The sequence below is a fragment of the Streptomyces sp. NPDC096324 genome (assembly GCF_044763015.1).
Taxonomy (GTDB): Bacteria; Actinomycetota; Actinomycetes; order Streptomycetales; family Streptomycetaceae; genus Streptomyces.
On sequence record NZ_JBIWFK010000004.1, the window covers coordinates 144,924 to 168,366 of the forward strand.

Below are 23,443 nucleotides of genomic sequence, written 5' to 3' on the forward strand. Positions count from 1 at the left end.
AACCATCCACTCCGTGGGCGGGAGCCGCCCGGGGCCCTGACCTCTGATCCCGACCCAAGGCCGAACACCTGCCCCCTGACCCCGGCCCCTGGGCCCTGGGCCGAACACCTGGCACCTGGCATCCGGCCCCAGCCCCGGAGCCCAACGCCGATTGTCTGGCACCTGGCTCCCGGCCCCGGCCTCAAGCTCCCCAGCACCAGACGCCGGTCACCGGACCCCCACCCCACCCGGGCCCCGCGTCACGACGTCCCCAGGTCACCCCGTCAATTCACCGGCGCCTCAAGCCCCCTGCTGCGACCGGGCCTTGAACGCCGCCTTGCGGGCCTCCTTGGCGACCTTCTTGTCGGGGTGCAGCCGGCCCATGGCCTCCAGGACGTCCGGGGCCGCGGGGTGCTCGACCCGCCAGGCCGTGTCGAAGAAACCGCTGTGCTGCTCGGCCAGACCCTCGACCAGGGCCTGCAGTTCGTCGGAGTTCCCCTCGGCGGCGAGCTGTGCCGCCACCGTGTCGATCGTCAGCCAGAAGACCATCGCCTCGGACGGCGGCGGCACGTCGGGCGCACCCCGCTCGGAGAGCCAGACCCGGGCGAGACCGCCCAGCTCGGCGTCGTCGAGCACCTCGCGCAGCGCCGGCTCGGCCTCCGTACCGACGAGCGCGAGCGCCTGCTGGCAGTGCAGGCGGCGCAGCGGTGCGTTCGGGTCCGTGCCGCGCGCCGCGGAGAGCAACTCCTGTGCGGCGGAGAGCGGTTCACGCCGGGCGAGCCACTGCTCGATCTCGGCCTGCGCGGCGGTCGGGGGGAAGCCGGCCGTGCCGTCCAGCAGCGTGTCCGCGCCCTTGTCGGTCAGCTCGCCCACCGCCGGGGCGGAGAAGCCCGCCTCGATGAGCCGGGCGCGCAGCCCGTACAGGCCGAGCGGAGTCAGCCGCACCACCCCGTACCGCGACACGTCCATGTCGTCGACGGAGGCCGGCTCCTCGGCGGTCTCCGCCATCAGGGCCTCGTCGACCGGCTGGAAGACGACGAGTCCGATGGGCTCCAGCAGCCGGAACTGGTCGTCGAGGCGCATCATGGCGTCCGAGACCTGTTCCAGGACGTCGTTGCTGGGCTCCCCCATGTCGTCGGGCAGGATCATCGAGGCGGCGAGCGCGGGAAGCGGCACCGGCACCTCCCCGAGCGCGTCCTCGCCGACGGTCAGCAGGTACAGGTTGCCGAGCACGCCGTCGAGGAACTCGGACTCGGCCTCCGGGTCCCAGTCCAGCGAGGAGAGGTCGATCTCGCCCTGCTCGTCCATCGCGTCGACGAGTTCACCGAGGTCGGGCACGCTCGCGTCGGCCAGGACGACGTCGAGGGCGCCGAGCCAGAAGCCGAGGACGTCCTGCGGGGCGCCGGAGGTGAGCCGGGCGAGCTCCTCGCCCGTGGTGACGGTGCCCTCCTCCTCGTCCACGATCTCGACGAGCCCGGTGTCGACGGCCACCCGCCAGGCCTCACCGGCCAGCGCGGCCGCGTCGTCGCCGGTCAGGCCGAGGACTCCGGCCGCCTCGGGAAGCTGTTCCTCGACGAGTTCGCCCCCGGCGCCGACCCGGGTCGCGGGGCCCGCCCAGCGGGCCAGCCGTGCGGCGCGGGAGAGCAGCGGCGCGGCGAGCGCGTCGCGGGCGAGCTGCGCCTCGGAGTGCAGCCGCACCGGCGGCAGGGAAGAGCTGTCTGACATCGGCTGAGTTCTCCTCCGAACAACCACGACGAGCAGGGACAGGCAGGCAAGCGGTCCGACCGGGTCCACGACGGGCGCCGTGTCCCGCCGGACACCGGCGGGCACGGGAGCCCGGAGGCGGCCCGGGGGATCCGTGCCAACTGCTCAGCCTAGACGGATTTCCACCCATGCCGCCCGGTTCATGTGTCCGACAGGTCTCGTACACCGTCGAAACCTTGACAACTCCCCCCGCTACACACGAGATTGACGCGCGTAGAAGTTCAACGGCCGTACGGTCGAACCCTTCTACGCGCGTCACTGGCCCGCAAGCAGGGCGCGCTCCCCCCACCAGTCCACCCTCGTCCCGGCGCTCACGAACGTCCCCGGAGGGATTCCCTTGCCGAGCAAGAGAACCGCGCGCATCGGCGCGCTGACCGTCGCCGCGGTCTGTTCCACCGTCTCCGCCGTTGTGCTCACCACACCGGCCCAGGCGGACACCGTCCACATCCACGACATCCAGGGCACCACCCGGACCTCCCCCCTCGCGGGTACGAAGGTCACCGACGTGCCCGGCGTCGTCACCGGCGTGCGGACATACGGTTCGTCCAAGGGCTTCTGGTACCAGGACCCCACGCCGGACGCCGACCCCGCCACCAGTGAGGGCGTCTTCGTCTTCACCAGTTCCGCCCCCAAGGTCGCCGTCGGCGACTCGGTCACGGTGACGGGCACGGTCTCGGAGTACGTCCCGGGCGGCGTCTCCACCGGCAACCAGTCGGTCACCGAGGTGACCAAGCCGACGGTCACCGTCGTCTCCGGCGGCAACCCCGTCCCGGCCGCGACGGTCGTCGACGCCCGGTCCGTGCCGGACGACTACGCCCCCGCCGGCGACACCGCCGCGGGTGGTTCGGTCAACGCCATCACCCTGGAGCCGTCGCGGTACGCCCTGGACTACTACGAGTCCCTCGAGGGCATGAACGTCCAGGTCGCGAACACCCGCGTGGTCACCGCCACCGACCCGTACACCGAGCTGTGGGTCACGGTGAAGCCGCACGAGAACGCCACCCGCCGCGGCGGCACGGTGTACGGCTCGTACTCCTCGCAGAACACGGGACGCATACAGATACAGTCCCTCGGCGCGACCGCCGACTTCCCGACCGCGAACGTCGGTGACAAGCTCACCGGCATCACGGCGGGCCCGCTCGACTACAACCAGTTCGGCGGCTACACCCTCGTCGCGAACCAGCTCGGCACCCTCCAGAAGGGCGGCCTGGAGCGCGAGACCACCCGGAAGCAGTCGCGCGGCGAGCTGGCCGTGGCGACGTACAACGTCGAGAACCTGGACCCGGGCGACGCCACGTTCGCCGCGCACGCGTCCGCGATCGTGAACAACCTGAGCTCGCCCGACATCGTGTCCCTGGAGGAGATCCAGGACAACAACGGCGCGACGGACGACGGCACGGTCGCCGCCGACCAGACGGTGAACAAGCTGATCGACGCGATCGTCGCGGCGGGTGGCCCGAAGTACGACTGGCGCTCCATCGACCCGGTCAATGACCAGGACGGCGGCGAGCCCGGCGGCAACATCCGCCAGGTCTTCCTCTTCAACCCCGAGCGGGTCTCGTTCACCGACCGCGCGGGCGGCGACTCGACGACCGCCGTCGGTGTCACGAAGGTGCACGGCAAGGCGCAGCTCACCACGTCGCCCGGCCGCATCGACCCGGCGAACGCCGCCTGGAAGAGCAGCCGCAAGCCGCTCGCGGGCGAGTTCGTCTTCCGCGGTCACACGGTGTTCGTGATCGCCAACCACCTCAACTCCAAGGGCGGCGACCAGGGGCTGACCGCGCAGTACCAGCCCCCGACGCGCAGCTCCGAGGTCCAGCGGCACGCCCAGGCGACCCTGGTCAACGCGTTCGTCGACGAGATCCTGAAGACGCAGAAGAACGCCGACGTCATCGCGCTCGGCGACATCAACGACTTCGAGTTCTCCGAGACCGCCAAGATCCTGGAGGGTCACGGCGAGCTCTGGTCGGCGATCAAGTCGCTGCCGAAGAGCCAGCGTTACACGTACGACTACCAGGGCAACGCCCAGGTACTCGACCAGATCCTGGTCAGCCCCTCGATCCGCAAGGGCTGCGATCTGGACTACGACAGCGTGCACATCAACTCGGAGTTCTCCGACCAGATCAGCGACCACGACCCGCAGGTGCTGCGGTTCCGTCCGTAGTCGCTCCGGCATACGGCCGGTAGCCGTTCCGGCCATCGGTCGGTAGCCGTTCCGGCCTGCGGCCCGCAGCAGCTCCGGCCATCGGTCGTAGCCGCTCCGGTACGCGAGAGCCCGGCCCCGTCGTCCGGGGGGCCGGGCTCTTCGCCTGCTCGGGGAGTCCGCTCCGGCTCGCCGGGCGCGGCGCTCCGGCCGTGCTCGGCTCAGCCCGCGCCCGTCTCAGCCCGCGAAGACCTCGTCGAGCCAGCCCTTCCAGGCGGTCTCGTTCGCCTTGGCGTCGGCGCCGGGCGCGAAGTCGTGGACGCTCATGCCGACCGGCGCGCCCCAGCGGCCCCGCCCGAAGAAGCGGATGAGCGCGCCGTCGGTGCGCAGCCCGATGAAGTACGGGTCGCGGTAGTCGAGCACGGCGTCGAGGTCCTCGCCTCCGGGCCCCTTCGCCCGCACCCGCGCGCCCTCGGCGGTGCCGTCCGGGAGGCCGAGCGCCGTTCCGACGGCCGCGAAGGCGTCGGAGGTCGCGGACACGCCGGGCCCGTCGAAGGTCGCGAAGGCCACCGGGCGGCCCGCGAAGTGGGTCACGTACTCGCGCAGGGTGTGCAGATAGAAGTCGGTGTGCTTGTCGGCTCCGTCGTACTGGTTGTCCCAGTCGTCGGTGAAGATGCCGCTGTGCACGTACCGGACCCAGGAACTCCGGCCGTCGCCGCGGGCCTCGATGGTGTGGTCGATCTGGTTGAGGCTCTGCGTCGGGAACCCGACGTCCTCGGTACGCACGGTCAGCCGGTGCGGCGGGTCCCAGGTGGTGATGGTGCTGCCGAAGGGCCCGGCCCCGCCCTGGCGGGGCTCGAACTCCATGGGCCACAGCCAGCCGCCGCTCCCGCTGGTGATCGCGTCCCACACCTGGGCGGGCGGGACGTCGACCTCGTACTCGCGGGCGACCTCGAATTCCTTGGGCATGATGACTCCTGGATGATCAGTGGGTGGTTTCGGGGCCCGCGGGGGCCTCCACGGCTTCGGGTCCGGCCTCGGCTCCGGCCCCGGCTCCGGTCTGTGGGACGGCTTCGGGTCCGGTCCGCGTCACAGCTTCGGTTTCGGTCTGTGCCACGGCTTCGGGTCTGAGCGTGGGGTGGACGGCGACGACGATCCGGTGCGGACGCCCGGCCTCCGCGTCCCCGTCGTGGTACTTGCGGATGAGCGCGCTCACCCCGGCCGTCAGCTCCTCGATGAACGCGGCCCGGTCGGCCGCCGACGCGAAGGTCACCTCGCCGTCGAGCGCGTACGTCGCCAGCCGTTGCCGGGCCTTCGCGGCCCCGGTGAGGAGGGAACCGACGTCCCGGACGAGCCGGGCACCGAGCGCGAGGAGCCAGCGGGCGGACAACTGGTCCCGGAAACGGTCCGGATCGGGCTGTACGGCGGCCAGCGCCTGCGGAGAGATGACGTACGACGCCGCCGTCGCGCGCATCATCCGCTCGGTGACGTTCCCCTTGCGGCGCTCGCCCGCCAGCTCGACCAGGCCGTGCCGCTCCAGTGTCTTGAGGTGATAGTTCACCTTCTGCCGGGGCAGGCCGACCTTGCCGGCCAGCATGGCGGCCGACGCCGGTCCGGCGGCCAGCTCGGCGAGCAGCCGGGCCCGTATGGGGTCCAGCGACACGGCGGCGGCCTCGGCGTCCTCGATCACGGTCACGTCCAACATGACTCCAGACTCCCACCGAAAACTTTTCTTGTCCAGACGGTTCGAATCGTCGGTGGGTCGCAGGGTCGGCGCTCCGGGGGGCGGGAGTTTCGCCGGGCCGGTGTTCCGGGACGGCCGGAGCCCTCCCGGCGGGCTTCAGGAGCAGGATTCGGGCAACACGGCGGGCATGGACGAGAAGCGACCGGAATCGAAGCAGCGAGCTCTTCCGGACACGGGCGCGGGCGCGGGTGCGGACGTGGGCGCAGAGGCGGGCGCGAAGGGGTCCGCCGGGAAGGACGGTCGCGTCAAGCTGCCCGCGCGGGCGTGGTGGGCCGTGACGTGGCGCACGGTGAAGGAGTTCCGAGACGACGAACTCGCCGACCGCGCGGCGGCGTTGACCTACTACGGCGTGCTGTCGCTGTTCCCCGCGGTGCTCGTGGTGGTCTCGCTGCTGGGTGTCGTGGGCCGGCGCGTCACGGACCGGCTCCTCGACAACGTGGGAGACCTGGCGCCGGGCCCGGCCCGCGACATCCTGCGTGACGCGGTGACCCAACTGGGCCACAGCGGCGGCACGGGCGGGGTGCTGGCGATCGTCGGGCTGCTCGCCGCGCTGTGGTCCGCGTCCGGGTACGTCGGTGCGTTCATCCGTGCGTCCAACGCGGTGTACGACCTGCCGGAGGGCCGTCCGGTCTGGAAGGTCACGCCGCTGAGGCTGGCGCTCACCGTCACGCTGATGCTGCTCCTCACCGGGAGCGCGATCATCGTGGTGTTCACCGGTCCGCTGGCCGAACGCGCCGGAACCGCCCTCGGGTTCGGCGGCGCGGCGATCACCGCGTGGTCGATCGTCAAGTGGCCCGTCCTGCTGGTGCTCGTCGAGCTGATGATCGGGCTGCTGTACTGGGCGGCCCCCAACGTCTCCGGCCGCGGCTTCCGTTGGTTCAGCGCGGGCAGCGTCCTCGCCACCCTGGTCTGGCTGACCGCGTCCGCGGGATTCGCCGTCTACGCCGCCGGCTACGGCTCGTACAACAAGACGTACGGCACGCTCGCGGGCGCCATCGTCTTCCTCGTCTGGCTGTGGCTCACCAACCTGGCCATCCTGCTGGGCCTGGAGTTCGACGCGGAGCTGGCCCGCCAGCGCGCCATCACCGAGGGCCGGCCCCCGACCGAGGAGCCCTACGTCGAACCGCGCGACACCCGCACATGGCCCCCGCGTCTGCGGGCGTTGCGGGCGGCCCGCGAGAAGGTGGAGTCGGGGATCACGCCGACGGGCGCACAGGCCGGCCGGGACACCGCCGAGCGGGCGTGAGGGGAGAGGCGGCGGCGTGCGTACGACGCGGCGGCGGGCCGGCGTCCGGTCCGCCGCCGCGTCGTTCCCCTCCGGCTCCTTCCACTACCCGGGCCGGCCCGCGCTATCCCTGGGTTCCCCTGTCCTGCAACCGGCCCAACTGGCTCTGGAACCAGTCGAGTCGGGCCTGGAGCAGTGCGGCCTCCGCGACCAGCTCGGACACCCCGAGCAAGGCCGCGGCACCCCCGAGCGAGGCCGTGGCACCCCCGGGGCCCGCCGTGGCACCCCCGGGGCCCGCCGTGGCACCCCCGGGGCCTTCGACGCCGGTCGAGGGACCGCCGGTGGCCCGGACCCGCAGACCCTCACCGGCCAGCCGCGCGAAAGAGGCGAGCGAGAGCGACGTACGACCGCGTACGCAGCCGGCGCACGCGGCGCCCAGGGCGCGCCAGCCCGGACGTCCCCAGCCCGCGTCCGCCAGCGCCACGGCCGTGGCGCCGCAGTCGCAGGGGCCCACGGCGGCGGCGCGGACCCGCTGGCGGGCGTAGCGGAAGCCCCGTTCGAAGCGGATGTAGGCGCCGAGGACGGAGACTTCGAGGAGAACTGCGGCCCGGTGTTCGGCGGTGCACAGCATCGCCTCGGCGACGGCGGACTCGTGCACGCAGTGGAAGCCGCAGTCGCAGCGGCGGTGCGGGGCGCGGTGCCGCCGTCCGTAGACACAGCGCGCGTCGTCCAGTACTCCGTACGGCAGCGCGCCGCCCAGCGATACGCCGGTGAACCCGGCCCGGGTGCCGTCCTGGGACAGCACCGGGTGGGCGATCTTGTATCCGGTCGGCGGCTCCGTCGGACGTTCCTCGGGGAGCCGCAGTCTCATCGCCCGGCCGGCACCTCTTCGGGCAGGGCCGCCTCCGACTCCTCGGCCAGGTCGGGGAGTTCGGGGATCCCGGAGATGTCCTCGCGCGTGTGAACCTGTTCCTCCGCCACTCCGGTGGCCAGTGCCTTGCCGAGCCTCATGACGCCTCCCGCTGTGCCGACGACTGCCGTTCAGGCCATGGTGACCCATGACGCCCCGGCCTGGCACCAGTGCCTCGTCGATTCCGGCACCTGAACGCCGTAGCACTCGTTGACGATATCCCTTAGAAGATTTAAGTGGAGCTTCACAATGGAGTGGCCGACACTACGTTCATGACCACTCCGAGGACCGCTCCCGCGACCGCCGTCTCCCCCACCCCGGCCTGTGCGCCCCGTCCGGACGCCCCGCACCCGGCACGGCCCGCTCCCCCCTTCGGCCGCGCCCTCTGCGCGATGGTCACACCGTTCACACGGGCGGGCACGCTGGACACCGACGGCGCGCAGCGGCTCGCCGCCCTCCTGGTGGGCGAGGGCTGCGACGGGTTGGTGCTCTCCGGGACGACGGGTGAGTCGCCGACCACGTCGGACGCCGAGAAGGCCACGCTGGTACGGGCGGTGCGGGAGGCCGTGGGCGACCACGTGTCCATCGTGGCGGGGGTCGGGACGGCCGACACCCGGCACACCGCGGAGCTGGCCGTGGACGCCGAAAAGGCCGGAGCGGACGGGCTGTTGGTGGTCGCGCCGTACTACAGCCGGCCTCCGCAGGACGCGGTCGAGGCGCACTTCCGGGAGATCGCGGACGCCTCGGGGCTGCCGCTCATGCTGTACGACATCCCGGGGCGCACCGGGACGCGGATCGAGCCGGAGACGATGATCCGGCTCGCGGGGCATCCGCGGATCGTGGCGGTGAAGGACTGCGCGTACGACCTGCTCGGCACGCAAAAGGTGCTGGCCCGCACGGAGTTGGCGTACTACGCGGGCTGCGACGAGTACATCCTCGCGCTGTACGCGATCGGTGCGGCCGGGTATGTCAGCACGGTGGCGAACGTCGTGCCGGGCCCGATGCGGGCCGTGCTCGACGCGTTCAACGGCGGCGACACGGCGGGGGCGGCCGGGCTGATGCGGCGGGCCATGCCGCTCATCGAGGCGATGATGGCGGCGGGGCTGCCCGGGACCGTCACCGCGAAGGCGCTGCTGGCCTCGCTCGGGCTCCCGGCGGGCCCTGTCCGGGCACCGCTGCGACCCGCCGACCGGAAGACGGCCGACGGGCTGCGGGCGGTGCTCGCTCAGGTCACGGACGGTTTCGCCGTGGCCTAGGCCGTGTCCGTCCGCGAAGTCTCGCCTGCCCGGCGGCGCCGGGCACGCCCTCCGGGCGGACGACGCGACGTTGCGGACACGGCCCAGCGCCTGTCGTTCGGATCATCCGCGGGCCTCAGCGCTCGGCGAAGAGGGGTTCCCAACGCCCCGCCGAACCGTCGGTGCCCTTGAGGAAGCCGCTGAGCGGCACCTCCTTGTCACTGCCGATGGTGACCAGCACCAGCCGATTGTGGAACTCGTTCTTCTCGCCCTTGGCGATGTCCCAGGCGATCAGGGACTTGTCGTCGGCCCAGGCGAGGAGCTGCTGGCCGTGGACCTCTGTCAGGTGCTTGCCGGTGCGCGGGTCGAGGATCCAGGAGGACGTGTACCACTTCTCGCCCGCGAAGTCCCCGGCCATCTTGGTGCCGTCGGGCGACAGGCCGGCCTTGACGAACCAGGTGCGGTACCGCTCTTCGCGGGGCGCGCTCACCTCCCGGCCGGACGCGTCGTAGAAGCGATCGCCGTGGTTGATCGACTGCAGGCCCGTGACGGTCCTCCCGTCGCGGCAGAACCCGAAGTCCTGGCGGAGGTTGATCTCGTTGCCCTGGTCGTCCCGTTGCACGCCCACATCGGCCCAGGAACCCTTCCCCGACAACACGTCGAAGACATAGAAGCCGGTGCGGGAGGACTTCAGGGACACGGGAATCCTGTCCATGTCGTCCATCTTGACGCGCTGGTCGGGATTCGCGCTGTACGTCGTCGCCACGAGCCTCGTGCCGTCGTGCGAGAACTCCAGCCCGCCCACCGGGTGTTCGACCGGGATCCACCGCTCGACCTTGCCGCTCGCGAGGTCGAGCAGCCCGATCCGGTGTGCGGGAAGATTCCGTTCCAGTACGGCGGCGGTCCGCAGCCCGGGTGCCACGGCGACCCACGACCACCGGGTGTCCTTCTCGTAGTGGCCGGACTTCGGGTCGAGCAGCCAGTAGGTGCGCACAGCGATGCCTCTGTGGACGCCGTCGTGGGCGCTCCGCCAGTCGGTCTTCTGGGTGTAGTACGCGGCCAGCGCCGTTCTCCCGGCCGCGACCAGCGAGTGCACCGGTGACTGCGCCGGGTGCGCCGAGGGCGCCGGGCGCGTGGCGGTCGGCTTGGGGTCCACCCCGCCCGAGGGCCGTACGTCCTGCCCGCCCGAGTCCGGGCCCGGCACCACGATCACGGCGGCGAGCACCGCGGCCGCGGCGACCGCGACGGACGCGATGCGGCGGGTCCGTCGGCGCCGGCGGACGGCGAACACGCGGTCGGCGAATCCCGGCGGTGTGCGCTGGTCGTCCTCGGCCTGCTCCCGGAACGTGTCGCGCAGAAGTTCTTCGACGTTCACCGGTGTACCTCCACGGGCGAGAAGTCACGGGCCGGCGGCTGCGGCTCGTTCCCCGGGCCGAGCGCGGCCAGTTCGGGGGCGAGCGTCCGCAGCCGGGCGAGCGAGCGATGGGTCGTGGAGCGCACGGTTCCGACGGAGCAGCCGAGGAGCCGGGCCACCTCGGCCTCGGGCAGGTCCTCGAAGTAGCGCAGTACGAGCACGGTGCGCTGCCGCGCGGTGAGCCGGGCCAGCGCGCCGCGCATGACGACCCGCAGTTCGGCGGCCGCCGAGGCGTCCGTGACGGGGCCCGCGGGGCCGGACGTCTCGGGCGGTTCGGCGACGCTCAGTTCCCGTCGCGGCCACTTCAGCCGCCAGCGGCTCACCTGCTGCCGGTACAGGATCCGCCGTACGTACGCCTCGGGTTCGTCGATCCGGTTCCAGCGGCCCGCCACCTTGATCAACGCGTTCTGGAGCAGGTCCTCGGCGGCGTGCCGGTCTCCCCCGCTGAGGAGCGCCGCTGTCTTCAGCAGCGCGGACGACCTGTTCGCCACGAAATCCCGGAAGGTCTCATCCGCTGCGGCATCCATCGTCACCTTCTCGTCCCCGGTGGCCCCTGGTGACCCACCCCTGTGCCCCTGGTGACGCGCGCCGCCGCTCACCGCTATGCCTCCGAGCCGAGAAAATCACACCCGCCCTCGCCACCGGCGTCCTCTACGGTGACCCGATGAGCCGACCGCTGCTGTTCCTCGACGTCGACGGCCCGCTGAATCCGTACGCGGCCCAGAAGGAACGCAGGCCCGCGGGGTACACGACGATCCGCGTGGCGCTGCATCCCGGACGGCCGTTGCGGGTCTGGCTCCACCCCGGCCACGGCCGCGCCCTCCTCGCCCTCGGCTACGACCTGTGCTGGGCGACCACGTGGATGGACGCCGCCAACCGCTGGATCGCCCCGGTGATCGGCCTGCCCGAACTTCCCTGGGTCGACTTCACCGGCGCCCTCTTCACCGAGCGCCCCGACGGCGTCCACTGGAAGACGGAACGCATCGTGTCCTACGCCGAGGGCCGCCCGTTCGCCTGGGTGGACGACGAACAGTCCCCGCCCGACGAACACTTCGTGTCCGCCCACCACCCGGCCCCCGCCCTCCTGCGCCACGTGAACCCCCGCATCGGCCTGAGCGAACCCGACTTCGAGGCACTACGGGAATTCACGTCCCGCCTGAAGGACACTGGGCCCTAGACGAAACCGGCCTGCTGCCGACAACTCGGCAACAGGCCAGAAAGTTCACGAATCCGGCGACCGCACGTCCCGCCGCCCTCGATCAGTTGTGGCTGTGCAGGATTTCGTTCAGGCCGCCCCAGACCGCGTTGTTCGGGCGGGCCTCGACCGTGCCGGTGACCGAGTTGCGGCGGAACAGGATGTTCGAAGCGCCGGACAGGTCACGGGCCTTGACGACCTCGCCGTCGGGCATCGTCACGCGCGTGCCGGCGGTGACGTACAGCCCGGCCTCGACGACGCACTCGTCGCCGAGAGCGATGCCGACGCCCGCCTCCGCGCCGACGAGGCAGCGCTCGCCGATGGTGATGCGGACGTTGCCGCCGCCCGAGAGGGTGCCCATCGTGGACGCGCCGCCGCCGATGTCCGAACCGTCGCCGACGACGACACCGGCCGAGATGCGGCCCTCGACCATGGAGGTGCCGAGCGTGCCCGCGTTGAAGTTCACGAAGCCCTCGTGCATGACGGTCGTGCCCTCGGCGAGGTGCGCGCCGAGGCGGACCCGGTCGGCGTCGGCGATGCGGACGCCCTTGGGCGCGACGTAGTCCGTCATGCGCGGGAACTTGTCGATGGAGGTCACCTGGAGGTGCAGGCCGGCGGCGCGCGCGTTCAGCCGGACCTTCTCGACGTCGTCGACGGCGACCGGGCCGAGCGAGGTCCAGGCGACGTTGGCGAGCAGCCCGAACACGCCGTCGAGGTTCTGGCCGTGCGGCTTGACCAGGCGGTGCGAGAGGAGGTGCAGGCGCAGGTACGCGTCGTGCGCGTCGAGCGGCTTGTCGTCCAGCGAGGCGATGACCGTACGGACCGCGACCACCTCGACGCCCCGGCGGGCGTCCGGGCCGATGGCCTGCGCGGCTCCCTCGCCGAGCAGTTCCACGGCCCGCTCGGCGGACAGCCGCTCGGTGCCGGACGGGCCGGCGCCCTCGGCAGTCGCGGCGGACAGTTCGGGGGCGGGGAACCAGGTGTCGAGAACGGTGCCGTCGGCGGCGAGGGTGGCGAGCCCGGCGGCGACGGCGCCGGTGGTACGAGAAGCAGTCGTGTCGGTCATGGGTGCAACCTAACTTGACGGGGGCCGCGCGGGCGAACCGGTGCGCGGGGCGTCTCGCCGAGCGGGCGTCCGGTCACCGCCCCGGGCCGTCCCCGGCCCCCTCGCCGCTCCGCAGGACCCGCGTCAGCACCTCCCGCGCGTACCCCTCGTCGTACGACGTCCCCGTCAGCAGTACCTGGAGGCAGATCCCGTCCAGCAGGGCGACGAGGGCCCGTGCCGTGACGGGGTCCGTGCGGTGGCTCAGGGGTTCGACCAGGCTGTCGATCCACTCGGCGGCCACCGGGCGCAGCGCGGGTCTGCGCAGGGCGGCGAGGTACAGCTCGTACTCCAGCTCGACGCCGGTGCGGTCGCCGGCCAGCCATTCGCCGATCAGTCCGGCGAGTTCGACGGCCAGGTCGGCGCGGGTGTCCTCCAGGGTGCCGCGGGCGGCGAGCACCTTGGCGAAGCCCTCGTTCGCCTGGCGCAGGGCGGCGACCATGAGTTCGTCGAGGGTCTTGAAGTGGTACGTCGTGGAGCCGAGCGGCACATCGGCCTCGGCCGCGACGGAGCGGTGGCTGAGCCCGGCGATGCCCTGGACACCGACGACGCGGATGGCCGCGTCGATGATCCGCTGCCGCCGCTCGGGGTCGTACCGTCGCGCCATCACCGTGCGCCGTCCGCCGCGCCCGCCCCGGTCATCAGTGCGCCCCGCCCAGGTTCAGCAGCACGACCCCACCGATGATCAGCACGATCCCGCCGGCCTTCGCGGCCGTGAGCCCCTCGCCGAGGAACAGCGTGCCGATCACGGCGATGGCGGCGGTGCCGACGCCGGCCCAGATCGCGTACGCGGTGCCGACCGACACGGTCTTCAGGGTCTGCGCCAGCAGCGCGAAGGCGACGACGTATCCGAGGACGGTCACCAGGGACGGCCACGGCCTGCTGAAGCCCTCCGTGTACTTCATCGCGGTCGTCGCCCCGACCTCCGCCGCGATGGCACCGGCGAGCAGCACGTATCCCATGCGTACGACTGTACACATGGAACGCGCCAGGTGTGTACGGGTGTACGCATCCGGCGTCCGCCGTCTTACGTGTATGGATCCCGTATATGCCATGGGCACCGTGCGCCCCAGCGGATATCGTTCGCGATCACCAGGGGGCCGGAGTCGAACAGACTCCCGACGACACATGGAGCGCGAGGGTCATGTCGGACAGTTCTGGGTGGGGGCCGTCGGGGCCTTACTGGGGTCCTCCGGGCGGCTGGGGCTGGATGCCTCCGCCACCGCCGAAGCCGGGTGTGATCCCGCTGGCCCCGCTCGGCGTGGACCACATCCTCGGCGGCGCCTTCGGCACCATGCGCCGTTACGCGAAGCCGCTGTTCGGGATCACCTTCGTGTGCGTCGTGGTCCTGGCGTGCCTGACCCTGGGCCTCGAATACGCCGCCTACCTCTCGACGAGGAGTCGGCTCGACCGCATGCTCGCGGCGCCCCGGTCCATCGGCTGGAGCGATCTGCGCACCGTCCTGATCGCGTTCGGCGCCGTGTGGGTGGTGGGCATGGTGGTCTCGCTGGTGGCGAGTTCCTTCATCCAGGCCTCGTCCGCGGCGACCCTGCACGACGCCGTGCTCGGGCGCCGGGCCCGCGTCGGCGCGGTGTGGAAGCGTGCCTGGTCACGCACCCCGTCCGTACTCGGGGTGACACTGCTGCTGGGCCTGACCGTGGCGATACCGATGATCCTGCTGATCGTGCTGTTCGCGCTGATGGCGGCCGCGAGCAACGATCCGTCCGCGTCGTTCGGCCTCTTCCTTCTGCTCATGCTGGTCGCGGTGCCCCTGATGGTCTGGCTGTTCGTCCGGTTCAGCTTCGCCCCGGCCGCCGCCGTGCTGGAGGGGGCGTCCCCGGTGACGGCGATGCGCCGGTCGGCGCGACTGGTCCGCGGCACGTGGTGGCGTACGTTCGGCATCCTGCTGCTGGGCGGCGTGATCACGCTCATCGTCTCCATCGTGATCAATGTGCCGTTCCAGATCGCGATGCCGGCACCGCAGCCGTACGACCTCTCGTCGGCGCACGAACCCGTGAGCGTGACCGAGATCTACGCGCGGATGCTGCCCGACATGGGGCGCTCCCTGGTGCTCTCGACGATCTCGGGCGTCTTCGTCCAGCTCTTCTCCCTGGTGTTCATGCCGCTGGTGAGCAGCCTGCTGTACATCGACCAGCGCATCCGGAGGGAAGGCCTGGCGGACGTGCTGGCCCGCGCGGCCGCCATCACGGAGGCGCGCGGCGAGCCCGGGACGCCGGGGACACCCGGGACGCCGGGGTCAGTCGAGTAGCGACTTCTTCGGCCGCAGCACGCAGAACTCGTTGCCCTCGGGGTCGGCGAGGACAGTCCAGGTGACGTCCTCGCCCTGCCCCACGTCGACCCGGCGTGCCCCGAGGGCGAGGATGCGCTCGACCTCGGCGGCCCGGTCGTCCGGTGTGAGATCGATGTGCAGCCGGTTCTTGACGGTCTTGCGCTCGCCGACGGGTACGAAGCAGATTCCCGGGAGCGCGTGCGGGTCGGAGCCGATGACGATCTCGTCGTCCTCCTCGAACAGCACGCGCCAGTCGAGGACTTGGCACCAGAAACGGGCGAGCGCCGGCAGGTCGTGGGCGTCGACGACCAGTTGGTACAGGGAGACAGCCATGAACGGCAGTCTCCCCCGGCGACGAGGGCCCGGCCGGCAGGCACACCGGCGCCGGCACCCCGGCCGGCCACCTCCCTCGGGGCCCCTGTCACGCAACCGGCCGCCGGCCCTCGCGCGGACGCGTACCCACCCGCGCCCAACTCCCCAGCCTCTGTGGGCGATTGCCCGAAAAGAGCCGCACGTAAATACCTGCATCGCCGCCGGAATCGACTGCTCGGCAGTCACCGGTTCCACTACTGTTTCACCAGCCGCACACCGGGTCTCCATGGCCGCCCCGCTCCGTGTGCCGCACCCTCCCCGTCCTCGCTCCGCCCACTCACCCTCGCTTCGCCCCTCACGCGCTCGCCCTCCCCCTCTAGGAACGCGCATGCCTGAAGTGACGCCCGGATCCGGTCCCGACGGGTCCGTCCCCTCCAGGGAGATCGTGCCCTGGCGCCCCACCCCGCGCGGCGCGCCCTACCCGGGGTCGGCCGACCTCGTGCCCGTACCCCCGGCACCCTGGGAGGCGGTCCGGGCGGGGGCCGAGGAGAAGCTGCCGGGAGCGCGCCGGCTGTGGCTGGCCGCCGGGCTCGCGCTGGCCGTCACCATCGCCGCCACAGCCATGGTCTCCGTACAGGCGAGGTCCTCCGACGCCTCGTCGAACGGGGCGGAGAACAGGACCGCGTCCGACACGACGAACCCCTTCCTTCCCGGCGCCCCGGCTCCCGCGGGGACGACCACCGCCCCGGCGGGCAAGAACGCGCTGTCGTCGGCGGGGACTTCACGCTCGGCCTCACCGGACTCCGCGTCGCGCGACTCCGTGTCGCCGGGACCTTCGGACCAGGGTTCCGAAGGCTCGCCCGGCACCGGAAAGGCGCCCGGCGCGTCCGGCACCGCTTCCGCACCCCGCCCGGCCTCGGGACTGAAGTCCGTCCAGGCGGTCAACTACCCGGACCGGTACTGGCATCTGAGCGATGGTCAGGTCCGTCTCGACCCGGTGGGTTCGGGCAGCTCGGCCGCGACCCGGCGCGCCGCCAGCTTCAAGGTGGTCGCCGGGCTGGCGAAGTCCTCCTGCTACTCCTTCGCCACCGTCGACGGCTCCTACCTGCGCCACCGCGACTTCGTCCTGCGCGCCGACCGCGACGACGGCTCCGCCCTCTTCCGGGAGGACGCCACGTTCTGCCCCCGGGCCGCCTCCCGCTCGGGCGCCGTCATGCTGGAGGCGGTCAACTACCCGGGCCGTTTCCTGCGCCACCGCAACTTCCAGCTCGTCCTCGGGCGTTACGAGCGCGACAGGCTCTACGGGGAGGACTCGGCGTTCCGCCTGGTACAGGGCTGGGCCTGAGTCCGACGCCGGTGGGGCCGGCCCCGGGCCCAGGACTCCGACCCGGAAAACGCGACGGGGCGGCACCCGAAGGTGCCGCCCCGTACGAGGTGCTCAGGGGACGAGGCCCCGAAACGCGGAGATCAGACGTTGAAGCCGAGCGCGCGAAGCTGCTCGCGGCCGTCGTCCGTGATCTTGTCCGGGCCCCACGGCGGCATCCAGACCCAGTTGATGCGCAGCTCGTTGACGAGGCCGTCCGTGGCGGACTTGGCCTGGTCCTCGATGACGTCGGTGAGCGGGCAGGCCGCGGACGTCAGGGTCATGTCGATCGTCGCGATGTTCGCGTCGTCGATGTGGATGCCATAGATGAGGCCGAGGTTGACCACGTCGATGCCCAGCTCGGGGTCGACGACGTCGTAGAGCGCCTCGCGGACCTCTTCCTCCGAGGCGGGCTTCGTCGTCAGGCCCTCGGCCGGTGCCGCGGCGGCCTCGGCCGGCGCGACCGCGGACTCGTCCGACGTCACGACGGTCTCGTCCGATGTCACTGTGTTCTCGCTCATGCCGTCTTCCTCTCGGCGCTCTCGCCCAGAGCCTGGGCCGTCGCGTCCTTCCACGCCATCCAGCTGAGGAGGGCGCACTTGACCCGGGCCGGGTACTTGGAGACACCGGCGAACGCGACCGCGTCCTCCAGCACCTCCTCCATCGCGTCGTCGGGCTCGATCCGGCCCTTGGACTGCATCAGTTCCAGGAAGGTCTCCTGGATCTTCTGCGCGTCGGACACGTCCTTGCCGACCAGGAGGTCGTTCAGTACGGAGGCCGAGGCCTGGCTGATCGAGCAGCCCTGGCCCTCGTACGAGATGTCCTCGATACGCTCGCCGTCGTACTTCACCCGCAGGGTGATCTCGTCACCGCACGTGGGATTGACGTGGTGCACCTCGGCGTCGCCGTCCCGGAGACCGCGCCCGTGCGGGTGCTTGTAGTGGTCCAGGATGACTTCCTGGTACATCGAATCCAGCTTCACGTTCCCAGCCAGCCCCTCAGCCGAAGAAGTTCCGTACGTGCTCCAGGCCGTCGACCAGAGCGTCGATCTCGGACGGCGTGGAGTACAGATAGAACGACGCCCGCGTGGTCGCAGGAATTCCGTAGCGCAGGCAGACCGGACGGGCGCAGTGATGCCCGACCCGGACCGCGATGCCCTGCTCGTCGAGAACCTGGCCCACGTCGTGCGGGTGGATGTCGCCCAGTGTGAACGAGATCGCCGCGCCGCGGTCCTCGGCCGTGGTGGGGCCGATGATCCTCAGGTCGGGGACCTCCGTGAGCCGCTTCACCGCGTACTCGGTGAGCGCGTGCTCGTGGGCGAGGATCTTGTCCATGCCGATCGAGGACAGGTAGTCGATCGCCGCGCCGAGGCCGACCGCCTGGGCGATCGGCGGGGTGCCCGCCTCGAACTTGTGCGGCGCCGGCGCGTAGGTCGACGAGTGCATCGACACGGTCTCGATCATCTCGCCGCCGCCGAGGAACGGCGGGAGGTCCTCCAGGAGTTCCTGGCGGCCCCACAGGACGCCGATACCCGTCGGACCGCACATCTTGTGACCGGTGAAGGCCACGAAGTCGGCCTGGAGGGCCTGGACGTCGAGCGGCATGTGCGGCGCGGCCTGCGACGCGTCGATCAGGACCAGGGCGCCGACCTCCTGGGCGCGGCGCACTATCGCCTCGACCGGGTTCACGGTGCCCAGGATGTTCGACACCAGCACGAAGGAGACGATCTTCGTCTTCTCCGTGATGATCTCGTCGATGTTCGACAGGTCGAGACGGCCGTCGTCGGTGAGGCCGAACCACTTCAGCTTCGCGCCGGTGCGCTGCGAGAGCAGCTGCCACGGAACGATGTTGGAGTGGTGCTCCATCTCCGTGATGACGATCTCGGTCTCGTGGTCCACCCGGTAGGGCTCGTCGGCCCAGCCCAGCATGTTGGCCACGAGGTTGAGCGACTCGGAGGCGTTCTTGGTGAAGATCACCTCGTCGCGGCTCGGCGCGTTGATGAACGCGGCGACCTTGTCGCGCGCGCCCTCGTACAGCGCCGTGGCCTCCTCGGCGAGCACATGCACACCGCGGTGGACGTTGGCGTTGTAGCGCTCGTAGTACTCGTTCAGGGCGTCCAGGACCTGGCGCGGCTTCTGCGAGGTCGCCGCGTTGTCCAGGTACACCAGCTTCTTACCGTCGTGGATCTGGCGGTCCAGGATGGGGAAGTCCTTGCGGATCGCCTCGGTGTCGAGGAGGCCCGGCAGCTGCGTCACGCGGATACGCCACCCTTCGTGTCGACTGCGTACGACTCGTAGCCCTCGTTCTCCAGCTTGTCCGCGAGCTCGGCGCCGCCGGACTCGACGATGCGGCCGCCGGAGAAGACGTGGACGAAGTCGGGCTTGATGTAGCGCAGGATGCGCGTGTAGTGCGTGATGAGCAGCGTGCCCACCTCGCCGGTCTCGCGGACGCGGTTGACGCCCTCGGAGACGATGCGCAGGGCGTCGACGTCCAGGCCGGAGTCGGTCTCGTCGAGGACCGCGATCTTCGGCTTGAGCAGTTCGAGCTGAAGGATCTCGTGGCGCTTCTTCTCACCGCCGGAGAAGCCCTCGTTGACGTTGCGCTCGGCGAAGGAGGGGTCCATGGAGAGGCGCTCCATGGTCTCCTTGACCTCCTTCACCCACGTGCGCAGCTTGGGGGCCTCGCCGCGGACGGCGGTGGCGGAGGTGCGCAGGAAGTTGGAGACCGAGACGCCGGGGATCTCGACGGGGTACTGCATCGCGAGGAACAGACCCGCGCGGGCACGCTCGTCGACGGACATCTCCAGGACGTCCTCGCCGTCGAGGGTGACGGTGCCGCCGGTGATCGTGTACTTGGGGTGGCCCGCGAGCGAGTAGGCGAGGGTCGACTTGCCGGAGCCGTTGGGGCCCATGATGGCGTGCGTCTCGCCCTGCTTCACGGTCAGGTCGACGCCCTTGAGGATCTCCTTCGTGGCGTTGTCGGCCTCGACGGTGACGTGCAGGTCGTGGATTTCAAGCGTTGCCATGGGTGCCTCAGGACTCCTGGTTGAGGGAGACGAGCACGTCGTCCCCTTCGATCTGAACGGGGTATACGGGGACGGGGCGCGTCGCGGGAAGGCCGGACGGCTTGCCGGTGCGGAGGTCGAACGCGGAGCCGTGCAGCCAGCATTCGATCTGACAGTCCTCCACCTCGCCCTCGGAGAGCGAGACGTTCGCGTGCGAGCAGATGTCGTTGATCGCGAACACCTCCCCCTCGGTCTTCACGACCGAGACCGGCGTGCCGTCGAGTTCCACCCGCTTGGGGGTGTTCTCCTCCAGCTCGCTCAGCCCACAGACGCGCACGAAGGTGCCGGGCATCAGAGCGACGCCTCCAGCTCCTCGTCGATCTTCACGAGAAGGCGCTCTTCGATGTCGTCGACACCGATCTGCTGGACCAGTTCGGCGAAGAAGCCGCGGACCACCAGACGGCGGGCCTCGTCGGCGGGGATGCCGCGGGCCATCAGGTAGAAGAGCTGCTCGTCGTCGAAGCGGCCGGTCGCGGAGGCGTGGCCGGCGCCGACGATCTCACCGGTCTCGATCTCCAGGTTCGGCACGGAGTCGACGCGGGCACCGTCGGTCAGAACCAGGTTGCGGTTCATCTCGTAGGTGTCCGTGCCCTCGGCCTTGGCCTCGATGAGGACGTCGCCGATCCAGACGGCGTGCGCCCCCTCGCCCTGCAGCGCGCCCTTGTACATGACGTTGGACTTGCAGTGCGGGGTGTTGTGGTCGACCAGGAGGCGGTGCTCCTGGTGCTGGCCGGCGTCCGTGAAGTACAGGCCGAACAGCTCGGCCTCGCCGCCGGTGCCCGCGTAGGCGATGCGCGGGTGCAGGCGTACGACGTCGCCGCCGAAGGTGACCACGAACGACTTGAACGTGGCGTCGCGGCCGATCAGCGCGTTGTGCTGGCCGACGTGGACGGCCGTGTCGTCCCAGTCCTGGACGGAGACGACGGTCAGCTTGGCGCCGTCGCCGAGGACGTAGTCGACGTTGGCGGCGAGGACCGCGTCACCGGTGTGGTCGATGACGACGACGGCCTCGGCGAAGGCCCCGAGCTCGATGACCTGGTGGCCGTAGGCGACGCCGCCCTCGCCGTGCACGGCGATCCGGATGGGCTCGGTGAGCACCGTCTCCTTGGGGACGGTGACGACACCGGCCTTCTCGAAGGCCGAGTACGCCTGGGCGGCGACGCGGTCCACGGGGGTGCCGGCCTTTCCGATCCGGGCGTCGTCACGGGCGACCGTCTCGACGGTGACGCCCTCGGGGGCCGTCACGTCGATCCGCACGCCTTCGCCGGTCGCGACGGCGGTGCCGTCGTGCAGCCCGCGCAGGCGCTCCAGCGGCGTGAACCGCCACTCCTCCTCGCGGCCGTGGGGGACCGGGAAGTCCGCCACGTCGAAGGACGGGGGCGCGCTCATGCGCGTGGCGACGGTCGACTCGGCGGCCACCGCGATCTGGCCCGCGGTGGTCGAGCCCACGGGGATGTTCTGAACCTCAGCCATGGCTGTCGGTCTGCTCTCTTCCTACGTCAGAATTCGCTGGCTGCTGGTGCGGAGGGCGGGTGTCAGCCGACCGCGCCTTCCATCTGCAGCTCGATCAGCCGGTTGAGCTCGAGGGCGTACTCCATGGGCAGCTCCTTGGCGATCGGCTCGACGAAGCCGCGCACGATCATGGCCATCGCCTCGAACTCGGTCAGACCACGGCTCATCAGGTAGAAGAGCTGGTCCTCGGAGACCTTGGAGACGGTCGCCTCGTGGCCCATGGACACGTCGTCCTCGCGGACGTCCACGTACGGGTACGTGTCCGAGCGGGAGATGGTGTCGACGAGCAGCGCGTCGCACAGGACGTTCGACTTGGAGCCGTGGGCGCCCTCGCCGATCTCGACGAGACCGCGGTAGGACGTACGGCCGCCACCGCGCGCCACGGACTTCGACACGATGTTCGAGGAGGTGTTCGGCGCCATGTGGACCATCTTGGAGCCGGCGTCCTGGTGCTGGCCCTCGCCCGCGAAGGCGATGGACAGGGTCTCGCCCTTGGCGTGCTCGCCCATCAGGTAGACGGCCGGGTACTTCATGGTGACCTTGGAGCCGATGTTGCCGTCGATCCACTCCATGGTCGCGCCCTCGTACGCCACGGCGCGCTTGGTGACCAGGTTGTAGACGTTGTTCGACCAGTTCTGGATGGTCGTGTAACGGCAGCGGGCGCCCTTCTTCACGATGATCTCGACGACCGCGGAGTGCAGGGAGTCCGACTTGTAGATCGGCGCCGTGCAGCCCTCGACGTAGTGGACGTAGGCGTCCTCGTCGACGATGATCAGCGTCCGCTCGAACTGGCCCATGTTCTCCGTGTTGATACGGAAGTAGGCCTGGAGCGGGATCTCGACGTGCACGCCCTTCGGCACGTAGATGAAGGAGCCGCCGGACCACACCGCGGTGTTCAGCGACGCGAACTTGTTGTCGCCGACCGGGATGACCGTGCCGAAGTACTCCTTGAAGAGCTCCGGGTGCTGCTTGAGAGCGGTGTCGGTGTCCAGGAAGATGACGCCCTGCTCCTCCAGGTCCTCACGGATCTGGTGGTAGACGACCTCGGACTCGTACTGGGCCGCGACACCGGCGACGAGGCGCTGCTTCTCCGCCTCGGGGATGCCGAGCTTGTCGTACGTGTTCTTGATGTCCTCGGGCAGGTCCTCCCAGGACTCCGCCTGCTTCTCCGTGGAACGGACGAAGTACTTGATGTTGTCGAAGTCGATGCCCGACAGGTCGGAACCCCAGTTGGGCATGGGCTTCTTCTCGAAGAGGCGCAGGCCCTTGAGACGGAGCTTGGTCATCCACTCCGGCTCGCTCTTCTTCGCGGAGATGTCGCGGACGACGCCCTCGTTGATGCCGCGCTTGGCGGAGGCACCGGCCACGTCGGAGTCGGCCCAGCCGTATTCGTACGTGCCCAGACCCTCGAGCTCAGGGTGGGCGGTCTCCTCGATGGGGAGCGTCATGCGGGGTTCCTCCCGGCGGTACTTGCGGATGCGTTATGAGTGTCGTGCGAAATCTTGGGGATGAACGTCGTGCACACCCCGTCGCCGTGGGCGATGGTGGCCAGTCGCTGGACATGCGTGCCGAGAAGCTGGGAGAAGAACTCCGTCTCCGCCTCGCAGAGCTGCGGGAACCGCTCGGCGACATGCGCGACCGGGCAGTGGTGCTGGCAGAGCTGCTCGCCGACCGGCGCGCTGCGCGCCGTGGCAGCGTACCCGTCCCTGCTGAGGGCCTTCGCCAGGGCTTCCGTGCGCTCCTCGGGGGTCACGGCCTCGATGGCCTCGCGGTACGCCCCGGCCTGCTCGGCGATCCGGGCGCGGGCGAAGGAGAGGATCGCCTCGTCCCCGCCCTCGCGCTCGGCGATCCAGCGCAGGGCGTCCTCGGCGAGCTTGTCGTAGGACTGGTCGAAGGCGTCCCGGCCGCAGTCGGTCAGGGCGAACACCTTGGCGGGGCGACCGCGCGTACGCGCTCCGTAGACCCGCTGCTCACGTGCTTCCACGACGTCGTCGGCGACCAGCGCGTCCAGATGGCGGCGCACGGCGGCATGGGTCAGGCCCAGTCGGCCCGCCAGGTCGGCGACGGTCGACGGGCCGTGGTCCAGGATGGAGCGCACGACCCGGTTGCGCGTCGAGCGCTCACCGGTCGCGAGTTCCTCCTGCGGGGCCCCCGTGGGGGTCTCCCGAGCCTCGCCAACGTTTTTCACAAC

The 23,443-nt window shown here is 70.8% G+C and carries 25 protein-coding genes; 6 read left to right on the forward strand and 19 right to left on the reverse strand.

Going from position 1 to position 23,443, the window contains the following annotated elements:
• Positions 1–279: 279 nt before the first annotated feature.
• Entirely contained in the window at positions 280–1,704 is a 1,425-nt protein-coding gene (locus tag ACIQ7M_RS11445; protein WP_355764104.1) for a hypothetical protein, read from the reverse strand.
• A gap of 376 nt (positions 1,705–2,080) precedes the next feature.
• Here ACIQ7M_RS11445 and ACIQ7M_RS11450 point away from each other — a divergent pair, with 376 nt between their 5' ends.
• The gene (locus ACIQ7M_RS11450) at positions 2,081–3,907 is read left to right on the forward strand and encodes an endonuclease/exonuclease/phosphatase family protein (RefSeq protein ID WP_403642505.1); all 1,827 of its coding nucleotides are present in this window, start codon (positions 2,081–2,083) and stop codon (positions 3,905–3,907) included.
• Between the two features lie 216 nt (positions 3,908–4,123).
• Here ACIQ7M_RS11450 and ACIQ7M_RS11455 read toward each other — a convergent pair whose 3' ends face one another.
• Positions 4,124–4,855 carry an SRPBCC domain-containing protein gene (locus ACIQ7M_RS11455; protein WP_389847642.1) on the reverse strand — a complete coding sequence of 244 codons (732 nt, stop codon included), beginning with the start codon at positions 4,853–4,855 and terminating at the stop codon, positions 4,124–4,126.
• Positions 4,856–4,871: 16 nt separating this feature from the next.
• On the reverse strand, positions 4,872–5,591 hold the full coding sequence (locus ACIQ7M_RS11460) for an ArsR/SmtB family transcription factor (RefSeq protein WP_403642509.1): 720 nt from the start codon (positions 5,589–5,591) through the stop codon (positions 4,872–4,874).
• 166 nt (positions 5,592–5,757) lie between these two features.
• Between ACIQ7M_RS11460 and ACIQ7M_RS11465 the strand changes: the two genes are divergently transcribed.
• Positions 5,758–6,876, forward strand: a complete 1,119-nt coding sequence (locus ACIQ7M_RS11465; RefSeq protein WP_403642512.1) for a YihY/virulence factor BrkB family protein — start codon at positions 5,758–5,760, stop codon at positions 6,874–6,876.
• A 103-nt stretch (positions 6,877–6,979) separates the two neighbouring features.
• Here the strand turns inward: ACIQ7M_RS11465 and ACIQ7M_RS11470 are convergent, their stop codons facing one another.
• A complete protein-coding gene (locus tag ACIQ7M_RS11470) occupies positions 6,980–7,726 on the reverse strand; it encodes a hypothetical protein (RefSeq protein WP_403642515.1) in 747 nt (248 codons plus the stop codon).
• The gene (locus ACIQ7M_RS11475; RefSeq protein WP_386983857.1) at positions 7,723–7,866 is read right to left on the reverse strand and encodes a hypothetical protein; all 144 of its coding nucleotides are present in this window, start codon (positions 7,864–7,866) and stop codon (positions 7,723–7,725) included. Before ACIQ7M_RS11475 ends, ACIQ7M_RS11470 begins: the two co-directional genes overlap by 4 nt.
• 171 nt (positions 7,867–8,037) lie before the next feature.
• On the opposite strand from ACIQ7M_RS11475, the gene dapA reads away from it, so the two are divergent.
• Positions 8,038–9,021, forward strand: coding sequence for a 4-hydroxy-tetrahydrodipicolinate synthase (dapA, locus tag ACIQ7M_RS11480; protein WP_403642519.1), 984 nt, complete (start codon positions 8,038–8,040; stop codon positions 9,019–9,021).
• A 115-nt stretch (positions 9,022–9,136) separates the two neighbouring features.
• Here dapA and ACIQ7M_RS11485 read toward each other — a convergent pair whose 3' ends face one another.
• On the reverse strand, positions 9,137–10,375 hold the full coding sequence (locus ACIQ7M_RS11485) for a WD40 repeat domain-containing protein (protein ID WP_403642522.1): 1,239 nt from the start codon (positions 10,373–10,375) through the stop codon (positions 9,137–9,139).
• Positions 10,372–10,941, reverse strand: coding sequence for a SigE family RNA polymerase sigma factor (locus ACIQ7M_RS11490; RefSeq protein WP_403642525.1), 570 nt, complete (start codon positions 10,939–10,941; stop codon positions 10,372–10,374). The genes ACIQ7M_RS11485 and ACIQ7M_RS11490 overlap by 4 nt, the downstream gene beginning before the upstream one ends.
• Positions 10,942–11,078: 137 nt before the next feature.
• Here ACIQ7M_RS11490 and ACIQ7M_RS11495 point away from each other — a divergent pair, with 137 nt between their 5' ends.
• A complete protein-coding gene (locus tag ACIQ7M_RS11495; protein WP_403642528.1) occupies positions 11,079–11,591 on the forward strand; it encodes an HAD domain-containing protein in 513 nt (170 codons plus the stop codon).
• Between the two features lie 82 nt (positions 11,592–11,673).
• On the opposite strand, the gene dapD is transcribed toward ACIQ7M_RS11495, so the two are convergent.
• From dapD to ACIQ7M_RS11510, 3 genes are all read right to left on the reverse strand, one after another.
• Positions 11,674–12,675 carry a 2,3,4,5-tetrahydropyridine-2,6-dicarboxylate N-succinyltransferase gene (dapD, locus tag ACIQ7M_RS11500; protein WP_403642531.1) on the reverse strand — a complete coding sequence of 334 codons (1,002 nt, stop codon included), beginning with the start codon at positions 12,673–12,675 and terminating at the stop codon, positions 11,674–11,676.
• Positions 12,676–12,748: 73 nt separating this feature from the next.
• Entirely contained in the window at positions 12,749–13,318 is a 570-nt protein-coding gene (locus tag ACIQ7M_RS11505) for a TetR/AcrR family transcriptional regulator (RefSeq protein ID WP_403642534.1), read from the reverse strand.
• Between the two features lie 34 nt (positions 13,319–13,352).
• Complete coding sequence (locus ACIQ7M_RS11510; RefSeq protein ID WP_355764156.1) at positions 13,353–13,673, reverse strand: multidrug efflux SMR transporter; 321 nt, start codon at positions 13,671–13,673, stop codon at positions 13,353–13,355.
• A 182-nt stretch (positions 13,674–13,855) separates the two neighbouring features.
• Between ACIQ7M_RS11510 and ACIQ7M_RS11515 the strand changes: the two genes are divergently transcribed.
• On the forward strand, positions 13,856–14,980 hold the full coding sequence (locus tag ACIQ7M_RS11515; protein WP_403642537.1) for a hypothetical protein: 1,125 nt from the start codon (positions 13,856–13,858) through the stop codon (positions 14,978–14,980).
• On the opposite strand, the gene ACIQ7M_RS11520 is transcribed toward ACIQ7M_RS11515, so the two are convergent.
• Positions 14,969–15,334 carry a VOC family protein gene (locus ACIQ7M_RS11520; protein WP_355764162.1) on the reverse strand — a complete coding sequence of 122 codons (366 nt, stop codon included), beginning with the start codon at positions 15,332–15,334 and terminating at the stop codon, positions 14,969–14,971. The two genes, ACIQ7M_RS11515 and ACIQ7M_RS11520, sit on opposite strands and share 12 nt — an antisense overlap.
• Positions 15,335–15,701: 367 nt before the next feature.
• On the opposite strand from ACIQ7M_RS11520, the gene ACIQ7M_RS11525 reads away from it, so the two are divergent.
• Positions 15,702–16,658: an AbfB domain-containing protein gene (locus tag ACIQ7M_RS11525; protein ID WP_403642541.1), complete on the forward strand. Its 957-nt coding sequence runs from the start codon at positions 15,702–15,704 to the stop codon at positions 16,656–16,658.
• A gap of 122 nt (positions 16,659–16,780) precedes the next feature.
• On the opposite strand, the gene ACIQ7M_RS11530 is transcribed toward ACIQ7M_RS11525, so the two are convergent.
• From ACIQ7M_RS11530 to ACIQ7M_RS11565, 8 genes are all read right to left on the reverse strand, one after another.
• On the reverse strand, positions 16,781–17,101 hold the full coding sequence (locus ACIQ7M_RS11530) for a metal-sulfur cluster assembly factor (protein ID WP_339135400.1): 321 nt from the start codon (positions 17,099–17,101) through the stop codon (positions 16,781–16,783).
• A 92-nt stretch (positions 17,102–17,193) separates the two neighbouring features.
• On the reverse strand, positions 17,194–17,658 hold the full coding sequence (gene sufU / locus ACIQ7M_RS11535) for a Fe-S cluster assembly sulfur transfer protein SufU (protein ID WP_151470345.1): 465 nt from the start codon (positions 17,656–17,658) through the stop codon (positions 17,194–17,196).
• 16 nt (positions 17,659–17,674) lie between these two features.
• On the reverse strand, positions 17,675–18,931 hold the full coding sequence (locus ACIQ7M_RS11540) for a cysteine desulfurase (RefSeq protein ID WP_355764168.1): 1,257 nt from the start codon (positions 18,929–18,931) through the stop codon (positions 17,675–17,677).
• A complete protein-coding gene (sufC, locus tag ACIQ7M_RS11545; protein WP_355764171.1) occupies positions 18,928–19,701 on the reverse strand; it encodes a Fe-S cluster assembly ATPase SufC in 774 nt (257 codons plus the stop codon). The genes ACIQ7M_RS11540 and sufC overlap by 4 nt, the downstream gene beginning before the upstream one ends.
• A 7-nt stretch (positions 19,702–19,708) precedes the next feature.
• Complete coding sequence (locus tag ACIQ7M_RS11550) at positions 19,709–20,032, reverse strand: bifunctional 3-phenylpropionate/cinnamic acid dioxygenase ferredoxin subunit (RefSeq protein ID WP_261703358.1); 324 nt, start codon at positions 20,030–20,032, stop codon at positions 19,709–19,711.
• Positions 20,032–21,213: a Fe-S cluster assembly protein SufD gene (sufD, locus tag ACIQ7M_RS11555; protein ID WP_355764174.1), complete on the reverse strand. Its 1,182-nt coding sequence runs from the start codon at positions 21,211–21,213 to the stop codon at positions 20,032–20,034. Before sufD ends, ACIQ7M_RS11550 begins: the two co-directional genes overlap by 1 nt.
• Before the next feature lie 62 nt (positions 21,214–21,275).
• Positions 21,276–22,700 carry a Fe-S cluster assembly protein SufB gene (gene sufB, locus ACIQ7M_RS11560; RefSeq protein ID WP_355764177.1) on the reverse strand — a complete coding sequence of 475 codons (1,425 nt, stop codon included), beginning with the start codon at positions 22,698–22,700 and terminating at the stop codon, positions 21,276–21,278.
• A complete protein-coding gene (locus tag ACIQ7M_RS11565; protein ID WP_403642548.1) occupies positions 22,697–23,440 on the reverse strand; it encodes a helix-turn-helix transcriptional regulator in 744 nt (247 codons plus the stop codon). The genes sufB and ACIQ7M_RS11565 overlap by 4 nt, the downstream gene beginning before the upstream one ends.
• Positions 23,441–23,443 lie beyond the last annotated feature (3 nt).